The organism is Paraburkholderia aspalathi, from assembly GCF_905220735.1.
GTDB classification, from domain to species: Bacteria; Pseudomonadota; Gammaproteobacteria; order Burkholderiales; family Burkholderiaceae; genus Paraburkholderia; species Paraburkholderia aspalathi.
This window is the reverse complement of the sequence record NZ_CAJNBA010000002.1, coordinates 1,392,701-1,413,803: the sequence shown is the minus strand read 5'-3', so window position 1 is coordinate 1,413,803 and position 21,103 is coordinate 1,392,701. Positions and strand designations below refer to the sequence as shown.

Genomic DNA, 21,103 nt, shown 5'->3' with positions numbered 1-21,103 from the left:
TGGGGTCATTGTTGTGGTTTTTCCACTGGCGCGGGGGTGTCGGGCGCCGGTGTGGTCTGCGTGGCTGCGCCGGATGCGGGCGTGGGCGCCGCCGCGGGCTTCGTCACCACCACCCGGCGGGAGTCGCGCGCGATCACCTGCATCGGCAGGCCTTCTTTGAGCAGCTTGTCGTAAGTTGACGGCGGGATCAGCGCGAGCGCATAGCGATCGGCCTTCCAGCGCTCGACCCACGCGTCGACCGTCGGCACCCATTTCTGCGGTTCGACGGATATGCCGAACGCCAGTTCGTCTGGATGTTCGACCATGATCATCGTGTGGTCGACGTAGAACGGCATCGTATGGTCGAGCACGCCGACCGAGTAGAACGGCGTATCGGCCGGCAACTTCGCGATCTCGGCCTTGATCGCGGGCGCGAGCGGCGCGCCGGAACTCAGGCGGCCGAACACGTCGTGACCCGTGCCTGCGATCGTGCCGAGCAGCAGCCACGCCGCGCCAAAACTCGCGACGGCGCCAAGCGTGCCAACGCGGCTGCGGCGGTTCAGCCACAGCGCGAACAGCGTGACCACGAAGGCGGCGCCGAGGGCGGCCAGCACCCAGGTGCGGTATTCGACGTACAGCTCGGTCGGGTTGCGCGCGTTGCCGAAGCGCGCCATGAACAGCGCGGCAAACGCGGCCACGACGAGAAATAGCGCATAGCCGGCCAGATGGCGGCGCAACTGGTCACGGGTGACGAGCGGCAGGTACATGCCGATCACCAGGGCAATCGACGGCGCGATCGGCAGCGTGTATGAGAGCAGCTTGGAGTGGGATGCGCTGAAGAACAGAAAGATGAACGCGGTCCACACCAGCATCAGCGTGACCGGCGCGAAGCCGTTCGGCTGGCGCGGCAGGCGCCACGCATGGCGCACGCTCTGGAAGGTCACCGACAACCACGGCAGGAAGCCGACCAGCAGCACCGGCACGAAATAGTAGAACGGCCCCGGGCGGTTCTGTTCAGGCGTCAGATAGCGCTTGAATTGTTGAACGATGAAGAAGAAGTTCAGGAATTCCGGGTTGCGTTGCTGCACCAGCACGAACCATGGCGTGACGATCGCGAAGAACACGATCAGGCCGCCGATCAGATGCAGGCGCTTCCATACGGCCCAGTCGCGTGCGACGAGGGTGTACAGCACCAGCACCGCACCTGGCAGGATCACGCCGACGAGGCCCTTGGACAGTACCGCCAGCGCCATCGCCCCCCAGCACACCCACATCCATGCCCGCACGTTGGCCGTCGGCAGGTTGGCGCGCTGCGCGAGCAGCAGCGCGCAGAGCGTCAGTTCCATCCAGAACGACAGGCCCATGTCGAGCGTGTTGAAGTGGCCCATCAGGTTCCAGTACGGCGACGTGGCCAGCACGATCGCCGCGAACACGCCGGTCGCCGCATTGAACACGCGCGCACCGGTGAAACCGATCAACAGCACGCCGGCAAAGCCCGTCAGCGCGGTGTAGAGGCGCGCCTGCCATTCGCCGATGCCGAACCACGCGAACGTGAGCGCGTTGAGCCAGGTTTGCAGCGGTGGCTTCTCAAAATACTTGTAGCCGTTGTAGCGCGGGGTGATCCAGTCGCCGGTGACGAACATTTCGCGCGCCATTTCGGCGTAGCGGCCTTCGTCGCTCGGCAGCAGATGCCGCCAGCCGAGCGGCACGAACCAGATTACGGCGAGGGCCAGCACCAGCAGCAGGATCGTGGTGCGGTTGAGCGGTAGCCTCGTCGGCGTATCGTTCATGAATTTCAACCTTGTTGGCGACGCCGCGTGGGCAGCGAGGCAGTGTTATCTGAAAATGGCGATCGCCAGCATGGCGCCAATGGCGCGCAGTGTACGTTATCGGCCGTGGCGCGGCGAGGGCGCGCGGCCGGTCCGGCGATGCGCACGCGGCGGCTGCCATGCCTCGCGGCCGCTGTCGGCACGTCAGGCAAACGCTCGCTGCCCGCCGCCTCTAGCCTTCGATCAGCAACGCGGCCGCGACCTTGCGGCCCTCGGCCATCAGAATGTTGTAGGTGCGGCAGGCGGCCTTGAAGTCCATCGTTTCGACGCCGATGCGTTTGGCGGTGAGCGCGGCGGTCAGGCGCGGATGGGGAAAGCGCAGGCGCTCACCGCTGCCGAATATGACCACTTCGGGCGCGGCGTCCACCAGCATGGCGAAGTGCTCGGCGCTCAGGTCTTCGAACGAGGAGACGGGCCAGGGGATAACCGGGGCTTCCGGCAGCAGGAGAATGCTGCCGGCGTGGCGCACCAGATTGATTTCGACATAGCCGGCGCCGTAACCGGTGACAGTATTGAGGGCGCCGCTGGAATCCTGATGTAATTTCAAATTCGTTTTCCGAAGTCGTCGTGAGACATCATGCGTGTTGGCGGCCTGACCTGGCAGAACGGAAGCAGGGCGGTTTGACGCGAGTGGGACACGCGAGTGGCACAGCGAGTGACACAGAAGCGGCCGAAAAGCCTTGCCGTTGCGGTTGGTGCATTGCGGAAGTCGGCCAAAATCCGCTAAATTATAACTTTTTAGCCGCCTTGCGGCGCCCCTCGCTCGAGTGCCCCCTCATGTGCTGTCATAAGCCGCCCTGAGAGGACGGGCGCGGCCCATCGGCTACCTGCCCTGGTTTTGCCTGCATTTCGTCTGCTTTTCTCGTCTCTGGCGAGCGTGCCGCGTCATAATTCCCCGTATCGGCGGACTTGCCCGGGTCCCGGTTTTTCCGCCCCCGCTTGTTCGCCCAAGCCCATCAACAGGATGAAGTGCCCGCCGTGAAACCGATTCTCAAATCCAACAAGTTGTTGAATGTCTGCTACGACATTCGCGGGCCCGTCCTCGAACATGCGAAGCGCCTCGAAGAAGAGGGCCACCGCATCATCAAGCTGAACATCGGCAATCTCGCGCCGTTCGGCTTTGACGCGCCGGATGAAATCATCCAGGACATGATCCTGAATCTGCCGGGCTCGTCCGGCTACTCGGATTCCAAGGGTGTGTTCGCCGCGCGCAAGGCGATCATGCATTACACGCAGCAAAAGGGCGTGCACGGCGTCGAACTGGACGACATTTACATCGGCAACGGTGCCTCCGAGCTGATTGTGATGGCGCTGCAGGGCCTCCTGAACGACGGCGACGAAGTCTTGCTGCCCGCGCCGGACTACCCGTTGTGGACCGCGGGCGTCAGCCTTTCGGGCGGCACGCCGGTGCATTACATCTGTGACGAATCGAATAGCTGGATGCCCGATCTGGACGACATTCGCGCGAAAATCACGCCGAATACGCGTGCGCTCGTCGTCATCAATCCGAACAACCCCACCGGCGCGCTGTACTCGGACGAACTACTGCTCGGCCTGATCGAGATCGCCCGCCAGCATGGCCTCGTGATCTTTGCCGACGAGGTCTACGACAAGATCGTCTACGACGGCAAGAAGCACACGTCAGTGGCCGCGCTCTCAGAAGACGTGCTCACTGTCACATTTAACAGCCTCTCGAAGAGTTACCGTTCGTGCGGCTACCGCGCAGGCTGGATGTTCATTTCGGGCCTGACCGGCGAGAATCGCCGCAATGGCAAAGACTACTTCGAAGGGCTCGGCATTCTGGCCTCGATGCGGCTGTGTCCGAACGTGCCCGGCCAGTACGCGATCCAGACCGCGCTCGGCGGCTATCAGAGCATCAACGACCTGATCGTGCCGAGCGGGCGCCTGTACAAACAGCGCGAACTCGCGTATGACATGCTGACGGCCATCCCCGGCGTGAGTTGCGTGAAGCCCGAGGCTGCGCTGTATATGTTCCCGCGCCTCGATCCGAAGATTTATCCGATCCAGGACGACCAGCAGTTCATCCTCGACCTCCTGCTGGAAGAGCGCGTGCTGCTGGTTCAAGGCACCGGTTTCAACTGGAAGACGCCGGATCACTTCCGCGTCGTGTTCCTGCCGAACGTGGACGACCTCGCGGATTCGATCAACCGGATCGCGCGCTTCCTCGACGGCTACCGCAAACGCCACACGGCTTGAGATGGACGGCGCGCCCGGCGCGCGCCGCTGTCAGCCCCAGTTTCCTTTTAATCCCTTACTCGAAAACACACGCTGCATGGAACCGATCAAAGTTGGACTGCTGGGCTTCGGCACGGTAGGCAGCGGCACCTTCACGGTACTGCGCCGCAATCAGGAAGAAATCAAACGCCGCGCGGGCCGCGGCATTGAGATTGCGCGCATTGCCGTGCGCAATCCCGCCAAGGCGACTGCGGCACTCGGCAGCGAAGCCGGCACCGTGGCGCTGACCGATGACTTCAACGCGCTGGTGGACGATCCGTCGATCGATATCGTGGCGGAAATGATCGGCGGCACGGGCGTTGCGCGCGACCTCGTCCTACGCGCGATCAAGAACCGCAAGCATGTGGTCACCGCCAACAAGGCGCTGCTCGCCGTGCACGGTACGGAGATTTTCGAAGCGGCGCGCGCCAACGGCGTGATGGTGGCGTTCGAGGCGGCGGTGGCGGGTGGCATTCCGATCATCAAGGCGCTGCGCGAAGGGCTCACGGCCAATCGCATCCAGTACATCGCCGGCATCATCAACGGCACGACGAACTACATCCTCTCGGAGATGCGCGACCGCGGGCTCGACTTCGCGACCGCCTTGAAGGCCGCCCAGGAGCTGGGTTACGCCGAAGCCGATCCGACTTTCGACATCGAAGGCGTGGACGCCGCCCACAAGGCGACGATCATGAGCGCGATCGCGTTCGGCGTGCCGGTGCAGTTCGACAAGGCGTACGTCGAAGGCATCAGCAAGCTGGCTGCAATCGACATCAAATACGCTGAAGAACTTGGCTACCGCATCAAGCTGCTTGGCATCTCGCGCCGTACGGACAAGGGCATCGAATTGCGCGTGCATCCCACGCTGATTCCGGAAAAACGCCTGCTGGCGAACGTGGAAGGGGCGATGAACGCGGTCGTCGTGCACGGCGACGCGGTGGGCTCCACGCTTTACTACGGCAAGGGCGCGGGCGCGGAGCCGACGGCTTCCGCCGTGGTGGCCGATCTGGTCGACGTGACGCGTCTGCATACGGCGGACCCGGAGCATCGCGTGCCGCATCTGGCGTTCCAGCCGGACAGCCTGTCGAGCACGCCGATCCTGCCGATCGACGAAGTGACGAGCGGCTACTACCTGCGCCTGCGCGTGGCTGACGTGACGGGCGTGCTGGCCGACATCACGCGCATCCTCGCGGATCGGGGCATTTCGATCGACGCGCTGCTGCAGAAGGAATCGGAGCAGGTCGACGCGAACGGCAAGGGCGAAACCGACATCATCCTGATTACGCACGAAACGGTTGAAAAGAACGTCAACGCGGCGATCAAGACGATCGAAGCGCTGAAGACCGTTGTCTCGCAAGTCACGAAGCTGCGCATGGAAGCGCTGAACTAGGCCGAATATGAACTACCTCTCTACGCGCGGCGCCGGAGCCGGCGAGCGCCATACGTTTTCCGACATTCTGCTGGGCGGTCTTGCGAAAGACGGCGGCCTGTATCTGCCGGCGGAATATCCGCGCGTCACGGCTGACGAACTGGCGCGCTGGCGCACGCTGCCGTACGCGGATCTCGCGTTCGAAATCCTGTCGAAATTCAGCGACGACATCCCCGCCGAAGACCTGCGCGCGCTGACGCGCAAGACCTACACGGCCGAGACGTATTGCCACGTGCGCGACGACGAAAGCGCCGCGCAAATCACGCCGTTGAAGACGCTGGGCGTCGAGAACGGCGCGCCGCTGTCGCTACTGGAACTGTCGAACGGTCCGACGCTCGCGTTCAAGGACATGGCGATGCAACTGATCGGCAACCTGTTTGAGTACGCGCTGGCCAGACACGGCGAGACGCTGAACATCTTGGGCGCAACCTCGGGCGACACCGGCAGCGCAGCGGAATACGCGATGCGCGGCAAGAAAGGCATCAGCGTCTTCATGCTCTCGCCGCACAAGAAGATGAGCGCGTTCCAGACTGCACAGATGTACAGCCTGCAGGACCCGAACATTTTCAACATCGCGGTCGAAGGCGTGTTCGACGACGCCCAGGACATCGTGAAGGCGGTTTCGAACGACCACGCGTTCAAGGCGAAGTACAAGATCGGCACGGTCAACTCGATCAACTGGGCGCGCGTCGTGGCGCAGGTCGTGTACTACTTCAAGGGCTACTTTGCCGCGACGAAGTCGAACGACGAGCGCGTCTCGTTCACGGTGCCGTCGGGCAATTTCGGCAACGTATGTGCGGGCCACATCGCGCGCATGATGGGTTTGCCGATCGAGAAGCTGGTGGTCGCGACGAACGAAAACGACGTACTGGACGAGTTCTTCCGCACGGGCATTTACCGCGTGCGCAAGGCAGCAGAGACGTACCACACGAGCAGCCCGAGCATGGACATTTCGAAGGCATCGAACTTCGAGCGTTTCGTGTTCGACCTGCTGGGCCGCGACCCGGCGCGCGTGCTGCAACTATTCCGCGACGTCGAAGAGAAGGGCGGTTTCGACCTGGCGGCAAGCGGTGATTTTGCGCGAGTGAAGGAATTCGGTTTCGTATCGGGCCGCAGCAGCCACGAGGACCGCGTGGACGCGATCCGCGACGTCTTCGAGCGTTACGACACGATGATCGACACGCACACGGCAGACGGCCTGAAGGTGGCACGCGAGCATTTGCAGGCCGGCATCCCGATGATCGTGCTGGAGACGGCGCAACCGATCAAGTTCGGCGAAACGATCCGCGAAGCGCTGCTACGCGAACCGGAGCGCCCCGCCGCATTCTCGGGCCTGGAATCGCTGCCGCAGCGATTCGAAGTACTCCCGGCGGACGCGCAGCGCGTGAAGGACTACATCGTCGCAAACACGAGCGAATAACACCGCGAGCATCGAGCGCGACGGTGTCACGCTCGATGCCGGGGGGCGATGGGGAGATTGGTTTAAAGAAATACTCGTCGGCGCGCGCAGCGCCGCCGGAAGTATGACGCCCTTGTCACAAGCGCATGCAGGTGCACGAACACAGATTCCAGATGCACCACTACCCGTGGCAGACCACGGTGCCCACTTAGCATTAGCGGTTTGAGCCGCTTTCTTTGCTTATCTTTCTTTGCGGCGGCAAAGAAAGTAAGTGCCGCCCCGCACAGGGGCAACACTAATAGACCACTAAAAAATCAAGGAAAGGCACCAAAGCCAGAACAAGGAAAGCCCAAAGCCCCAGGAACACGGACAAACAACCGCCGAGCAGGCAAAAAAACCACCATAACACCCACCCGCCACCGGCCCCCACGCTCGACCGCTACAATATTCCTTTAACCAGCGGCTTCGAGACCAGAAGATGTCCACCCCAACGCCCCGCGCCCCGATGCTCTCCACTGCCGAAGCGTTGGCGACCTTGCTCAGCGCAGCGAGCCCAATCCCCGGTACGGAATCGATCCCCACGCTAGACGCCCTCAACCGCGTGCTATCGGCAGACGTTATTTCGCCGCTCGACGTCCCCCCCATGAACACCAGTTCAATGGACGGCTACGCGATCCGCACAGAAGATCTGGCAACCGATGGCGACCGCCGCCTGCCAGTTTCGCAACGCATTCCAGCTGGCCACGCACCCGAGCCGTTAAAACCCGGCACGGCAGCCCGCATCTTCACCGGCGCTACGGTGCCGCCAGGCGCCGACGCCATCGTGATGCAGGAGCAAACCGAGGCCGCCGGCAACGAAGTCACGATCCTCCACAACCCGGCACCCGGCGAATGGATCACGGCCCAAGGCGCGGACATCCGCAGCGGTTCGATCATCCTTCCAGCCGGCACTCGCCTGACACCGCAAGCATTAGGACTCGCAGCCTCAGTCGGCTGCGCCGAACTCCAGGTGCGCCGCCGCGTAAAAGTCGCCGTGTTCTTCACCGGCGACGAACTGACCATGCCCGGAGAACCGCTGAAACCCGGCGCGATCTACAACTCGAACCGTTTCACGCTGCGCGGCCTGCTGGAAAAGCTCGGCTGTGAGGTAACCGACTACGGCATCGTCCCCGATAAACTCGACGCGACTCGCGCGACGTTACGTGAAGCCGCGCAAGCGCACGATCTGATCCTTACTTGCGGCGGCGTGTCGGTCGGCGAGGAAGATCACGTCAAGCCGGCGGTCGAGGCGGAGGGACGCCTGTCGATGTGGCAGATCGCGATGAAACCGGGCAAGCCGCTCGCCTTCGGCGCGGTGCGCCGTGCCGCGCAGCAGGCAGACGCGGCTGCGACAGCTCCAGCCGAAACCTTTTTCATTGGCCTGCCGGGCAATCCGGTTTCCAGCTTCGCGACCTTTTTACTGTTCGTTCGCCCGTTCGTCCTGCTTCTGGCCGGCATGCAGACAGTTGAGCCGCGCGCGCTGTCTTTGCGCGCGGATTTCACGCAGAAGAAGGCCGACCGCCGCAACGAATTCCTGCGTGCGCGCATCAATCCGGCCGGCGGCCTCGATCTGTTTCCGAATCAGAGCTCAGCCGTACTGACGTCGACCGTGTGGGGCGACGGCCTGATCGACAATCCGCCGAACCACGCGATCAGCGCCGGCGAGACCGTGCGTTTCATCCCTTTTTCCGAATTGCTGAACTGAGGCCCGCCACAGCCGGCGGTTTCCCGATGAAGATTCAACTCCGATATTTTGCAAGCGTGCGCGAAGCGCTCGAAACCGCCGACGAAACGGTCGATCTGCCAGACGGCATCGCGACCGTCGGCGACGTGCGTGCCTGGTTGCGCGTGCGCGGCGGCATCTGGGCCGATACCCTTGCCGAAGGCCGCGCGCTGCGCATGGCCTGCAATCACGTGATGACCGATGCCGGCACACGCGTCACCGAAGGCTGCGAGGTCGCGTTCTTTCCGCCCGTCACCGGCGGTTGAAACGCGCTGGATCGCCGCTAAAAAACCTGCCAAGTCACGCTAAACCTCGCCAAGCCGCCCAGGAGCCAGAGATGCCCGTTCGTGTCCAGACGGAAGACTTCGACCTCACCGCGGAGGTCGCCGCGTTGCGCGCGCGCAATCCGAAGATCGGCGCGGTGGCCTGTTTTGTCGGCACCGTGCGCGACCTGAACGACGGCAGTACGGTCGAAACGATGGAGCTCGAGCACTATCCGGGCATGACGGAGAAATCGCTGGAAACGATCGTCGTGAGCGCGCGCGAGCGTTGGCCGGGGATCGAGGTGCTGATCGTGCATCGGGTCGGCAAGCTTTATCCGCTCGACCAGATCGTGCTGGTGGCGACCACCGCCGCGCATCGGGGCGACGCCTTCGCGTCGTGTGAGTTCGTGATGGACTATCTGAAGACCCAGGCGCCGTTCTGGAAGAAAGAGAAAACCGAAGAGGGCGAGCGCTGGGTGGATGCCCGCGTCGCCGACGATGCGGCGCTGGCCCGTTGGGGCATCGAACCGGGTAACGAGGAAGAGGATTAGGCGGGCGCCCGGTCAGTCAGTCTTCCCCTTGCCGATGATCCTAGTCGGAAACGGCTCACCCGGTCGCCGCGCCGAGGTGCCCGGCGCATGCGCTTCGTCCGAGTCATCGTCCCGCCGCCGCTTTGGCGCGACCCGCTCCAGCAACGCCTGCTGCTCCGCCGGAATCTTGTAATCCCAGCCGAAGCGGCTCAGCTGCAAACTCTGCGCGATACGCAGCGCCGGCTCCATGAGGCGGACCGCGGCAGCCGGCTGATAACGCGACTCCACCGTATCCAGGAACAGATACAGCCAGCGGCTGAAATGCTGCGGCTCGACGCCCTCGAGCGGCTGATGCGCCTGCTGCACATTGCCGCGGTATTGCTTTGCGCCCAGCACCAGACTGCCCCAGAAGGTGCACATCTTGGGCAGGTGGTCGTCCCAGCGGCCCGCCAGCGTCGCCTCGAACACGGGGCCCAGCAGCGGATCGGCGCGCACCCGGTCGTAAAAACCGTAGACGAGCTCGCGAATATTCGCCTCAGTAGGCTCGGCGGCGCGCTCGACAACCGGTGCGGCGGGAAAAGACGGATTCATGCAAATTCCAGATAAAGTCGTTATTCATTCTGAATCGCCACATGGCGCCACAGACCGTCAGGAATGACCTCAAACTGTGTCCAAACAAAAGGAAGTAGGCCACGAATGCCCCGCTTTTCGTATGAATGGCCCGTGCGGGAAACGTTACCATTACTGCCGAAAGACAAACACCGACTGTCAGCGCAAAATAAGAAAACATGCGTAGCGCCAGCATCTTATGGCGAAGCGACGGCCCCCGGCAACCCTTGCATCGACGCGGTTATCCCCCGGATCGCGGCTTGCGCTCATCGTGGCACCTGCACTTATGAGACTGACCGACTATACGGATTACTCACTACGCGTCCTGCTGTACCTCACCGTCCGCGGTGAAGGCTTATCGACCATTCAGGACATCTCGGACGCGTACGGGATCTCCAAGAACCATTTGATGAAGGTGGTGCAGCAACTCGGCGAACTCGGCTGGGTCGAGACGGTGCGCGGGCGTAACGGCGGCCTGCGGCTGGCCGAACAAACCAGCGCGTTGACGGTGGGCGAAATCGTGCGGGCCACGGAAAGCGACTTTGCGCTGGTCGGCTGCTTCCCGGAGCAGCAAAGCGAGCGCCGGGCCTGTGTCATTACATCGCACTGCCGTCTGCGCGGCGCGCTCGAGGCGGCGCGCAACGCGTTCCTGGCCGAACTCGATCGTCACACCATCGGCGAGGTTGCAGAGCCGCACGGCCCGCTGGCTGCGCTGCTGGGTTTGAGCACCGTCATTCCGATCGTGCCGGTTGCTTCCACTGGCGGCGCCACGCCGGCTTCCTGAAACCTGCGGGCAAGTTCTCGCGCGTCAAATGTTAAATAGTTGTTGCTGATTGCAAAAAAACGCTTGAAACCTGCGTAAAACGCCTCAATTTGGTGGTAATTGAAATTGGAGGTCTCTTGATGAGAATCGACAAACTTACTACTAAATTCCAGGAAGCACTGGCCGACGCGCAGAGTCTGGCCGTCGGTCACGACAATCAATACATCGAACCGGTTCATGTCCTCTCGGCGCTCGTCGCCCAGCAGGATGGGTCGGCGCGTTCGCTGCTCTCGCGTGCCGGCGTGCATGTTCAGGCGCTGCAAACTGCGCTGAACGATGCCATTACGCGCCTGCCGCAAGTGCAGGGCACCGATGGCAACGTGCAGATCGGCCGCGAACTGACCGGCTTGCTGAACCAGGCGGACAAGGAAGCACAAAAACTCAACGACACATTCATCGCGAGCGAGATGTTCCTGCTCGCGGTTGCGGACGATAAGGGCGAGGCCGGCCGTCTCGCGCGTCAGCACGGCTTGTCGCGCAAGTCGCTGGAAAGCGCGATCGCGGCGGTGCGCGGCGGTTCGCAAGTGCATAGCCAGGACGCCGAAAGCCAGCGTGAAGCGCTGAAAAAGTACACCGTCGACCTGACCGAGCGTGCGCGGGCCGGCAAGCTCGACCCCGTGATCGGCCGTGACGACGAAATTCGCCGTTCGATCCAGATCCTGCAACGCCGCACCAAGAACAACCCGGTGCTGATCGGCGAGCCGGGCGTGGGCAAGACCGCAATCGTGGAAGGTCTCGCGCAGCGTATCGTCAACGGTGAAGTGCCGGAAACGCTCAAAGGCAAGCGCGTGCTGTCGTTGGACATGGCAGCGTTGCTGGCCGGCGCGAAATACCGCGGCGAGTTCGAAGAACGCCTGAAGGCCGTGCTGAGCGACATCGCCAAGGACGAAGGCCAGACCATCGTCTTCATCGACGAAATTCACACGATGGTCGGTGCGGGCAAGGCCGAAGGCGCAATGGACGCGGGCAACATGCTCAAGCCGGCGCTCTCGCGCGGCGAACTGCATTGCGTCGGCGCCACCACGCTCGATGAATATCGCAAGTACATCGAAAAAGATGCCGCGCTCGAGCGCCGCTTCCAGAAGGTGCTGGTCGACGAACCGTCGGTTGAAGCCACCATCGCGATCCTGCGCGGTTTGCAGGAAAAGTACGAGCTGCATCATGGCGTCGACATTACCGACCCGGCGATCGTCGCGGCAGCCGAACTGTCACATCGCTACATCACGGATCGCTTTTTGCCGGACAAGGCCATCGACCTGATCGACGAAGCCGCTTCGAAGATCAAGATGGAAATCGACTCGAAGCCGGAAGAAATGGATCGGCTCGACCGTCGTTTGATCCAATTGAAGATCGAGCGCGAAGCCGTCAAGAAGGAAAAGGACGAAGCGTCGCAAAAGCGTCTGCAACTGATCGAAGAAGAAATCGAGCGGCTGGATCGTGAATATTCGGACCTCGAAGAAATCTGGACCGCGGAAAAAGCGGCTGTGCAGGGCAGCGCGCAGTTGAAGGAAGACATCGAAAAAACGCGCGCGGAAATCGTTCGCTTGCAGCGTGAAGGCAAGCTGGAGAAGGTCGCCGAGTTGCAGTACGGCAAGCTGCCTGGTCTTGAAGCGCAGTTGAAGGAAGTGACTCAGGCCGAAGCGAAGGAGCAGAACAATCCGACGCGGCCGCGTCTGTTGCGCACGCAGGTCGGCGCGGAAGAAATCGCTGAAGTCGTCTCACGTTCCACCGGCATTCCGGTGTCGCGCATGATGCAGGGCGAGCGCGAAAAACTGCTGCAGATCGAAGAGAAACTGCACGACCGCGTGGTCGGTCAGGACGAAGCGATCACCGCGGTGGCCGACGCGATTCGCCGTTCACGCGCGGGTCTTGCGGATCCGAACCGGCCGTATGGCTCGTTCCTGTTCCTCGGGCCGACCGGCGTGGGCAAGACCGAACTGTGCAAGGCGCTGGCGTCGTTCCTGTTCGATTCGGAAGATCATCTGATCCGTATCGACATGAGCGAATTCATGGAGAAGCATAGCGTCGCGCGTTTGATTGGCGCGCCGCCGGGCTACGTCGGCTACGAGGAAGGCGGTTACCTGACCGAAGCCGTGCGCCGCAAGCCGTACAGCGTGATCCTGCTCGACGAAATCGAGAAGGCGCATCCGGACGTGTTCAACGTCCTGCTGCAAGTGCTCGACGACGGCCGCATGACCGATGGCCAGGGCCGTACCGTGGACTTCAAGAACACGGTGATCGTGATGACGTCGAACCTCGGTTCGCAGGTGATCCAGGCGATGGTCGGCGAGCCGCAGGAAGCGGTGAAGGATGCGGTCTGGGAAGAAGTGAAGCTGCACTTCCGGCCCGAGTTCCTGAACCGGATCGACGACGTCGTGGTGTTCCATGCGCTCGACCGTTCGAACATCCAGTCGATCGCGCGGATTCAGCTGCAACGTCTGCACGAACGGCTTGCCAAGCTCGACATGCAATTGGTGGTGTCGGACGCGGCGCTCGAGCACGTCGGCAAGGTCGGCTACGATCCGCTGTTCGGGGCGCGGCCGCTGAAGCGCGCAATCCAGCAGGAGATCGAGAACCCGGTCGCCAAGCTGATACTCGCCGGCAAGTTCGGTCCGAAGGATGTGATTCCGGTCGAAGTGGAAGACGGCAAGCTGGTGTTCGACCGCGTCGTGCACTAAGCGAAACGCGTGAGGTTGAGCATGGAACGGCAGCGGTTGGGTCGTTCCAGCCAATGTTAAAAAGCGGCAACGAAGGTGACTTCGTTGCCGCTTTTTTTCGCCTGCTTGCGTCTGCTACAGGGCGGTGACGGGTGACGAGCTTACTTACGCGTTGCCCTTGCCGAACAGCGCCGACAGGCCGCCGAGCGCGCCCAGCACGGTCGTCGAATTCAGTTTGCCTTCGGCGGGGACTTCGCCGTCGGGCGTGGCCGCGTTGACAACGTGCGGCAGAATCTGCGAGAGCAGACCGGTGACCTGATCCGGTTGCACGCCGGCCTTCGCTGCGAGGTTGGTGACGACGTCCGACCCAAGCACGCTGTGCAGGGCGTCGGGCGAGATCGCCTGGTTCTCGCCGTTGCTGACCCACGACGACACGACGTCGCCGAGCCCCTTTTCCTTGAAGCTGCTGATCAGGCCGTTCAGGCCGCCCGGCTGGTTGTTGACGAATTCCAGCGCGGCTGAAATGAGGGCTTGCTGGCCACCGCCTTCAGGCGATTTGCCAACCAGGGAACCGATAGTGTCGAGTAGGCTCATGACGGTCTCTCTTGAATGCCGACCCGTGTTTGACGAGTCAGCGGGTGAAAACGCCGCACGGTCGCGCGGCGCCGGTGGAAGGAAGGTAGCCGGGAGCGGGGCCGCGCTTATGTGTGCATCACGCGCGTATCGCACGTGACCGGCGCAGCCGCCATACGGCCGGTACTCAACCCGATTTACGCCCCGCCAGAGGCTGCCGCAGCCGATGCAGCCTTGCTCTTCTTCGCCTTCTTCTTCGAAGCCTTGGTGCCGGATGCGTCGGCCGGCGCGCTCGCGGCGGCCGCTGTGGCCGGCGCGGAAGCTGCCGCTGCGTCGGATGCCGCGGCCTTGCTCTTCTTCTTCGACTTCGATGCTTTGGTGCCGGATGCTTCGGCAGGCGCCGCTGGTGCTGTTGTCGTCGCCGCGGTGGTCGCCGCAGGAGCGGCTGCCGGCGCCGCCTTGGTGCTGGCGGTGCTGCTGGACTTCGAGGCAGCTTTGGCGCCCGTAGGCGGCGTGGACGAGCCGTTGATGGTCAGACCGGCTGCTTCGAGATTGGTCACCGATTTGGTGCCGATGCCTTTGACGCGGGTGGCGAGATCATCGGCATCCTTGAACGGGCCGTTTTTGGTGCGTTCGTCGATGATCGCTTTCGCATGCACCGGCCCGATACCCTTGACCGATTCGAGCGCCGCCTGATCGGCGGAATTTACTTCGACGGCTGCCGCAAATCCGGCCGACAGCGACAAAGCCAAAGCAACGCAAAGCATCAAAAGCTTCTTTAGCATGGCAAGCACTCCATTGAGGGCAAAAAAAGTTAGCCGCAAAGGGAAAACTCGGGACGACGCACCTTGTCAGCAGGCGCTGCGCTTAAGCATAGAACAAATTGCGCGCCCTTATTTGCAAACGCCGACGATTTATACCGATCGATTCATGACAAGTAAATCAGGCTGGACAATATTTGAAGCTTTTGCCTAGCGATTAAGCAGTTATGAGTTTATCGATCCTCCGTAAATAACGACAAGGCAGATAAATGACAGCGCCTTCTACTTGACTTAGAGTGCACTCGAAGTCCTAACCTGAGTTCCGTCATGTCGAAAATGTCAAAAGCACTCACCATCGGCGAGGTCGCCGCAACGATCGGCGTCTCTACTCACACGTTGCGCTATTACGAGCAGGCCGGCCTGATTCGAGCGGTCGGGCGTACGCAGGCGGGGCATCGCCTGTATTCGCCGGCCGATCTCGACTGGCTGCAGTTCGTGATGCGTCTGAAGGCGACCGGCATGCCGATCGCCGGGATGCAGGCGTTCGCGGCGCTGCGGGCAGAAGGTCAGTCTACGGTGGGTGAGCGCCGCGACTTGCTGGTGGCGCATCGGGATGCCGTTTTGGCGCGGATCGCCGAGTTGCAGAGCAATCTCGGCGCGATCATCGACAAAATCGCCTATTACGAGACCGCTGGGCGGACGCCCGCCGCGAGCACGCCGACACGACAGATCGACGAAACCCAATCACTTTCGCATTTGGACGAGGACTCACCATGGAACACGCACAAAACGATCGCTACACCCGAGGCTGGGACAAACTGAAGGAAATCGACGGCTCGACCGGCGAGCAGGTGATCGCCGCGCTTGCGCCGATCGCGCCGGATTTTGGACGGCTGCTGATCGAATTCGGCTTCGGCGATATTTACAGCCGGCCGCAACTCGATCTGCGGGCGCGAGAAATCGCGACGATTGCCTCGCTGGCGACGCTCGGCTGCGCGCAACCGCAGTTGAAGGTGCATATCGAGGCGGCGTTGAACGTCGGCTGCACGCGCGAGGAGATCGTCGAAGTGTTCATGCAGATGGCGCTCTATGCGGGCTTCCCGGCGGCGCTGAACGCGCTGTTCGCAGCAAGGGAGATTTTCGAGCGGCGGGATCAGGCGTCGGAGGAAGCACAAGCGGCTTGAGACAGGAGAGAAGGGCGGCTGCCGGGGGTGGCCGCTTTTTATAGGGCTCAAGATGCAACTAACGGTCAGCTATTGTGTGCCACTCCGACGTGGCGGTGGCGGTATAACCTGAAAACCTGGCTAGCATGGCTGGGGCCTTTTCCTTCGGTATTGCGCCGCAGCTGCCACAATCCGGTCAACCATTCCCGACAACCTGGTGGACCCGGCAACCCCAGCAAGCCGATTGAGCCCAACAAGCCCCTCAAGCCGCCGAATCCACCCTGACCACCGCCTCAGCGCGCAAATACCGCTTGCTTACGCCACGCCAGTACAACAGCAAACCGATCCCGGCAATCGCCAGGCTCACCGTATTGGCGACCCAGAAACCGCGCGCGCCGGTCAGCCACTCCGGCGTGAAACCCGTGACATTGAAGCCAAGCAGATACCCGCCGCCGAGCCCCACGCCCCACAGCGCAACCGCATAGATGACGGTCGGCACGACCGCCACCTTGTACGCGCGCAGCACGAATGCGGTGGTGATCTGCAACGCATCGAACACGTGATAGCACACGACGATCAACACCAGCGGCATCGCCGCCGCCGCGACCTGCGCGTTCGGCGTATAGCCTTCGATCACGTACGGCCGCAGCACCAGCACGATCGCGCCGTAACAGAAGGCGATCGCCACCGCCATCATGATGCCGTGCCGCGACAGCGTGCGCGCCGCTTCCGGGCGATGCGCGCCGAGCGCCTGGGCGACCAGCGTCGACGAGGCAATCCCGATCGCCAGCGGCGTCATATAGAGCACCGCACCGATGTTGCCGGCGATCTGGTGGCCGGCGAGCGTCGTCGTGCCGAAGCGCGCAATAAAGAGCGCCATGAACGTGTAGGAGGTGACCTCGATCAGGTACGACAGACCCATCGGAATGCCGAGGCGCAACTGTGCCGCCTGCCGGCGCCAGACGGGCCAGCAGAAGTGCGCAAAGATCGCGAACGGCTTGAACACGTCGACGCGCGTCAACAGCAGCATCCCCACTACGGCCAGCCCCCAGTTGATCGTGGTGCTGGCAAGCGCGCAACCCGGTCCGCCGAGCGCCGGCACACCGAGTCCGCCGAAGATGAACCATGTGTTGAGCGGCACCTTGAGCAGTAGTGCGCCGATCTGCAGGATCATCACCAGCCGCGGTTTGCCGACGGCATTGGTGATCGAGCTATAGACGCGAAAGGCAAGGCCGGCCGGCAAGCCAAACGCCAGAATCTGCAGGTAGGCGACCGTGCGCTCGTGCAGCGCTGCGGGCACGCGCGCGAGCTGCAGCACGCATCCCGGAAAATAGAGAATCAGAAAGCCGATCACGGTCAACGCGAGCGCGAGCCACAAGGCCTGGCGCGCTTCCTCGCCGATCTCCGTATAGCGGCGCGCGCCATAGAGTTGCGCGGTGATCGGTTGCAGCGCGGTGAGGATGCCGGTCAGACCGATGTAGACGGAAATGTAGATCGATGAACCGAGGCCGAGCGCGGCGAGATCGACGGCCGAATAGCGCCCGACCATCGCCGTGTCGATCACGCCGAACGCGATGATCGCCAGTTGGCCAATCAGCACGGGCCATGCGAGCCCGGCGATTTTCCGTACGTCGGCGAACATGCTCAGTCCGGCTTCTTATGCCAGTTGCGGCGTTTGACGACCGGCGGCTTCGGACGGTCGATCCGCACGTACAGGCGGAAGCGTTCGTCGCGGTCGGCCACGCGGCGGCCTTCCCACACCAGCTTCCACACGAAGTCCGACATCGCGCTCGGGTCGCCGAAGTCCTGGGTGTCCTGACGCAGGATCACATCGCAATCCTGGTTGAATGAGAAATGCATATCGCCGAAATAGGCGAAGGTTGCGATCTGCGCATTACCGAGGCGCACCGGCGAGATGCAGGTGTAGTCCTCCGGCAGATGGCTCGCGATCTGCTCGGCGACGTCCTTATAGGTCCGGCTGTAGTTGACAACCGGCAGCCACAGCGTCATCAGCAGCACCCACATCAGCGTCGTGCCGGCGCTCGAGAGCACCACGCTGCGCCACAGCACTTTCGGATGACGGGCCAGACGCCATTGCACCAGGACGAACCAGCAGATCGTCACGGCGACCGCGCACACGAACGACAGAACCTTGAACTGCGGCGCGAAACCCGGCGCGAGACGCGCGAGATTGCGTGCGAGCGGATGCGGGAATCCGGTTAGCCCGGCCGCATAGACCAGCCAGACGAAGCTGCCGAGGATTGTGAAGCTCAGTAGCGCGAACCAGTCGATCGCATTGATCGCGCCGCGTTTGAGCGTGGGCAGTGCGAAGGTGGCCAGCACCGCGAGCGGCGGCAACAGCAGCATGTAAAGCCGGTTCGACTGATGGCTCTGCAACACGACCAGCACGAGCAGCGGCCCGATCACCGACAGCGGCATCGCCACGTGCGGCGCGCGCCGCAGGCCCGACCAGCTGAACCACGCCCACAGCGCCAGCGGCCAGGCGGGCCAGGTGAAGAGCGGCAGGTTCTTGAGCGCGTAGGCGGCTACCGAGCCGGGTGGCCCGGCGAACGACGACAGGCTGACGTGCACCCATTGATTCAGGTACCAGACGGCGTCGTCGGGAAAGGCGGCGAGTGCGGCGATCGGCCACGAGACTGACAGCGCGAGCGCCACCGGCAAACCGGCCAGCAGCAGCCAGCGCGTACGCGCTTCGCGCACGATCAGCGCCATTGCCAGGGTCCCGAGCAACAGCGCGCCGACCAGCACCGGGCTGCTTGCCAGGGTGACGAGGCCGAGCGCCAGGCCCCAGATCAGCGCGCCCTGAATGGGCTTGTCGATCATCCGCACGAGCCCGTACACGAGCATGGCGATGCCGAAGAACTGCGCGAGCTGCGGCGTGGTTTCGTGACCACGTTCGGCAAGACCGAAGCAGGCGAGCAGGATCAGCAACGCGCCGTCGGCGAGGGTGCGCCCGTAATCGCGCGGCTCCGGCTCGCCGCCGAATGCATATTTGAACGGCTGCACTTCGGCACGTCGGCCGAGCAGGTAGGCCGCATACCAGACGAACCCACAGCCGGCGCAAAACAGCAGGCCCGTGAAGACGCGTGACGCGTTGCTCGCATCGACCCACGGCGCGAGCGCGCGGATCGCGCTGGCGCCGAGCCAGTAGCCGAGCGGGCCGTCTTCCGTCATGTATTTGCCGACCAGATTCGGCAGCAGCCAGTCGTGCGCGCTGCCGTTGGCCATCGTCCACATGACGCCAAAGCCGGCTGCGTCCTCGTTCTTCCACGGATCCCGGCCGAACAGGCCGAAAAATGCGTAGACGATACAGATGGTCAGCAGCAGCCAGCGCGGCAAAGCACTGGTCGCGGAGGCAGTGAGGCGAACGGCAGGTCTCATGCGGTGTGTGGATATCGGATAAGCGGTGCAGCCGGGACCGGATGGATTGTCCGGCGGGAATGGCCAATTTGGAGCATCCGGCATTGTAGTCGTGCCGTGCGATGCGCGTCACGGCTGGTAATGGCTCGCAACGTCATTGGGGTGCCTGTAACACGGCGCCGCGGTGGGCGACGAGGTGCGACGAGACGTCCGGGGTAAGAGGACAAAGAAGCGAGACAAACAGGCGCTACGAACAAGCGGAGACAAAAAAGGGCAGCTCGCGCTGCCCTTTTTTGCTGCTGCTTCGTTGCGGGCCAAGGCCGGCGACGAGGCGGGTATTACTTCGCTGCTGCCTTGCCGGTAGCGCGCGAACCGAACTTCTTGTTGAACTTCTCGACGCGGCCTGCCGTGTCCATGATCTTTTGTTGGCCGGTGTAGAACGGATGCGATTCCGACGATATTTCGATCTTGGCGAGCGGGTAAGTCTTGCCGTTGAATTCGGCGGTTTCACGCGTCTGGATGGTCGAGCGCGTCACAAACTTGAAGTCGATCGACATGTCGATGAACAGGACTTCGCGGTAATCCGGGTGAATGCCTTCTTTCATGGTCTTTCCTTTAATCTGGCGGTAGCCAACCCGCGAGCAGCCGCTACGAATGCGGACAGCATCTAGGCGCGAGCCACTTGCCTATGGTCGAAAAACGGCGATTATGCCAGAAAATCAGTCGCTTGACGACCTTTCTGCCAGCTTTTTGGCAGCCGCTTGCCTCGTTTTCACCACGTTTTGGGCGCCGCCGCGCGGGTTCGTATCGGGTGGGTCGGCGGCGCGGCAGCCCTTATCCGGCGGGCGCTTGCGCGGCGGCGGCTTCAGGTCGGAGCGAATTCCAGCCCGATCCGCGCCGGATCCTGCCTGTAATACCGCGCCAGCAAGCGGTATAGCTCGGGATACTCCGCCTCGAAGGCCTGCGGCTGGACGAACAGCGCCTCGCTGCAAACGGCAAAAAATTCCGACGGATGGTCTGCCGCATACGGATCGATCAGCGAATCGCGCTCGAAACGTGCCCAGCGGCGCTCCGGCACGGCGTCGACTTTGGCGCAGAAGTGGTCGTAGGCATGATCGAAAACGTCCGCCCACGCTTGCGTGTCGAGCGGCGCGTGCCAGCGGCGCATAAGTGGTGGGTGGCCGTCCGCCTCGCCGGTCAGCATGTCAATCTTGTGCGCGAATTCGTGAATCACGACGTTGTAGGCGTCCGAACCGTCCGTCATCTGCGCGTCTTCCCACGAGAGAATGACGGGGCCGCCTTCCCACGCTTCGCCGCTCGCGTCCTGTTCGACCTCGTGAACTACGCCGTCTTCGTCCTCGACCGTCTTGCGGATCACGAACTCGCCCGGATAGACGATCACGCCGACCCATCCACGATACAGATCGAGGCTCAGATTCAGCACTGGCAAACACGCTTGTGCGGCGATCGCCACGGTCATGGCGTCGGTTAGTTCGAGTTCGTGCGCGGTCGAAAATTCTTTTTGCGCGATGAACAGACTGGTCAGCTCGCGCAGACGCACGCGATCCGGCGCCTCGAGGTGGGCGAGGAACGGCAGGCCGTCGAGCGTGGCCTGCCAAAGCGCGTCGTCGATCGCGTAGTCGCGCAGCGCGCGGTCGCGGCGGCGCGTGCCGAACCATTGGGTGAGTTTCGAGAGCATGGCCTGATGAA

The 21,103-nt window shown here is 62.7% G+C and carries 19 protein-coding genes; 10 read left to right on the top strand and 9 right to left on the bottom strand.

What is annotated here, in order from left to right; all coding sequences use genetic code 11:
* Positions 1 to 5: 5 nt before the first annotated feature.
* The gene (locus KHO30_RS17075) at positions 6 to 1,769 is read right to left on the bottom strand and encodes a glycosyltransferase family 39 protein (RefSeq protein ID WP_211701648.1); all 1,764 of its coding nucleotides are present in this window, start codon (positions 1,767 to 1,769) and stop codon (positions 6 to 8) included.
* 211 nt (positions 1,770 to 1,980) lie between these two features.
* Positions 1,981 to 2,355 (bottom strand): Mth938-like domain-containing protein, encoded by a 375-nt coding sequence (locus KHO30_RS17070; RefSeq protein WP_093632627.1) that lies wholly within the window; start codon positions 2,353 to 2,355, stop codon positions 1,981 to 1,983.
* A 422-nt stretch (positions 2,356 to 2,777) separates the two neighbouring features.
* Here KHO30_RS17070 and KHO30_RS17065 point away from each other — a divergent pair, with 422 nt between their 5' ends.
* From KHO30_RS17065 to moaE, 6 genes are all read left to right on the top strand, one after another.
* The gene (locus KHO30_RS17065; RefSeq protein WP_093632628.1) at positions 2,778 to 4,025 is read left to right on the top strand and encodes a pyridoxal phosphate-dependent aminotransferase; all 1,248 of its coding nucleotides are present in this window, start codon (positions 2,778 to 2,780) and stop codon (positions 4,023 to 4,025) included.
* Between the two features lie 76 nt (positions 4,026 to 4,101).
* Complete coding sequence (locus KHO30_RS17060) at positions 4,102 to 5,433, top strand: homoserine dehydrogenase (RefSeq protein WP_211701647.1); 1,332 nt, start codon at positions 4,102 to 4,104, stop codon at positions 5,431 to 5,433.
* A gap of 7 nt (positions 5,434 to 5,440) precedes the next feature.
* On the top strand, positions 5,441 to 6,892 hold the full coding sequence (gene thrC / locus KHO30_RS17055) for a threonine synthase (RefSeq protein WP_200564503.1): 1,452 nt from the start codon (positions 5,441 to 5,443) through the stop codon (positions 6,890 to 6,892).
* A 484-nt stretch (positions 6,893 to 7,376) separates the two neighbouring features.
* Entirely contained in the window at positions 7,377 to 8,615 is a 1,239-nt protein-coding gene (locus tag KHO30_RS17050; protein WP_211701850.1) for a molybdopterin molybdotransferase MoeA, read from the top strand.
* Positions 8,616 to 8,641: 26 nt separating this feature from the next.
* Positions 8,642 to 8,899: a molybdopterin converting factor subunit 1 gene (gene moaD / locus KHO30_RS17045; protein WP_054039444.1), complete on the top strand. Its 258-nt coding sequence runs from the start codon at positions 8,642 to 8,644 to the stop codon at positions 8,897 to 8,899.
* Between the two features lie 71 nt (positions 8,900 to 8,970).
* Positions 8,971 to 9,447 carry a molybdopterin synthase catalytic subunit MoaE gene (moaE, locus tag KHO30_RS17040; protein WP_200619914.1) on the top strand — a complete coding sequence of 159 codons (477 nt, stop codon included), beginning with the start codon at positions 8,971 to 8,973 and terminating at the stop codon, positions 9,445 to 9,447.
* Positions 9,448 to 9,459: 12 nt separating this feature from the next.
* On the opposite strand, the gene KHO30_RS17035 is transcribed toward moaE, so the two are convergent.
* Positions 9,460 to 10,017 carry a group III truncated hemoglobin gene (locus tag KHO30_RS17035; protein WP_200651753.1) on the bottom strand — a complete coding sequence of 186 codons (558 nt, stop codon included), beginning with the start codon at positions 10,015 to 10,017 and terminating at the stop codon, positions 9,460 to 9,462.
* Between the two features lie 304 nt (positions 10,018 to 10,321).
* Here KHO30_RS17035 and KHO30_RS17030 point away from each other — a divergent pair, with 304 nt between their 5' ends.
* Complete coding sequence (locus tag KHO30_RS17030) at positions 10,322 to 10,819, top strand: Rrf2 family transcriptional regulator (protein WP_093632635.1); 498 nt, start codon at positions 10,322 to 10,324, stop codon at positions 10,817 to 10,819.
* Positions 10,820 to 10,938: 119 nt separating this feature from the next.
* Positions 10,939 to 13,536, top strand: coding sequence for an ATP-dependent chaperone ClpB (clpB, locus tag KHO30_RS17025; protein WP_093632636.1), 2,598 nt, complete (start codon positions 10,939 to 10,941; stop codon positions 13,534 to 13,536).
* 144 nt (positions 13,537 to 13,680) lie between these two features.
* Here clpB and KHO30_RS17020 read toward each other — a convergent pair whose 3' ends face one another.
* Both KHO30_RS17020 and KHO30_RS17015 read right to left on the bottom strand, forming a co-directional pair.
* Positions 13,681 to 14,109: a YidB family protein gene (locus KHO30_RS17020; RefSeq protein WP_054039452.1), complete on the bottom strand. Its 429-nt coding sequence runs from the start codon at positions 14,107 to 14,109 to the stop codon at positions 13,681 to 13,683.
* Positions 14,110 to 14,285: 176 nt separating this feature from the next.
* A complete protein-coding gene (locus tag KHO30_RS17015; RefSeq protein ID WP_200619915.1) occupies positions 14,286 to 14,873 on the bottom strand; it encodes a ComEA family DNA-binding protein in 588 nt (195 codons plus the stop codon).
* Between the two features lie 303 nt (positions 14,874 to 15,176).
* On the opposite strand from KHO30_RS17015, the gene KHO30_RS17010 reads away from it, so the two are divergent.
* The gene (locus KHO30_RS17010) at positions 15,177 to 15,671 is read left to right on the top strand and encodes a MerR family transcriptional regulator (RefSeq protein ID WP_211701646.1); all 495 of its coding nucleotides are present in this window, start codon (positions 15,177 to 15,179) and stop codon (positions 15,669 to 15,671) included.
* A complete protein-coding gene (locus tag KHO30_RS17005; RefSeq protein WP_093632639.1) occupies positions 15,623 to 16,033 on the top strand; it encodes a carboxymuconolactone decarboxylase family protein in 411 nt (136 codons plus the stop codon). Before KHO30_RS17010 ends, KHO30_RS17005 begins: the two co-directional genes overlap by 49 nt.
* A gap of 241 nt (positions 16,034 to 16,274) precedes the next feature.
* Here the strand turns inward: KHO30_RS17005 and KHO30_RS17000 are convergent, their stop codons facing one another.
* The 4 genes from KHO30_RS17000 to KHO30_RS16985 form a co-directional block, all read right to left on the bottom strand.
* Positions 16,275 to 17,654, bottom strand: coding sequence for an MATE family efflux transporter (locus tag KHO30_RS17000; protein ID WP_211701645.1), 1,380 nt, complete (start codon positions 17,652 to 17,654; stop codon positions 16,275 to 16,277).
* 2 nt (positions 17,655 to 17,656) lie between these two features.
* Positions 17,657 to 19,414 carry an ArnT family glycosyltransferase gene (locus KHO30_RS16995; RefSeq protein WP_200651752.1) on the bottom strand — a complete coding sequence of 586 codons (1,758 nt, stop codon included), beginning with the start codon at positions 19,412 to 19,414 and terminating at the stop codon, positions 17,657 to 17,659.
* A 317-nt stretch (positions 19,415 to 19,731) separates the two neighbouring features.
* On the bottom strand, positions 19,732 to 19,998 hold the full coding sequence (locus KHO30_RS16990) for a type B 50S ribosomal protein L31 (protein ID WP_054039460.1): 267 nt from the start codon (positions 19,996 to 19,998) through the stop codon (positions 19,732 to 19,734).
* Between the two features lie 260 nt (positions 19,999 to 20,258).
* Complete coding sequence (locus tag KHO30_RS16985) at positions 20,259 to 21,092, bottom strand: M90 family metallopeptidase (protein WP_200651751.1); 834 nt, start codon at positions 21,090 to 21,092, stop codon at positions 20,259 to 20,261.
* Positions 21,093 to 21,103 lie beyond the last annotated feature (11 nt).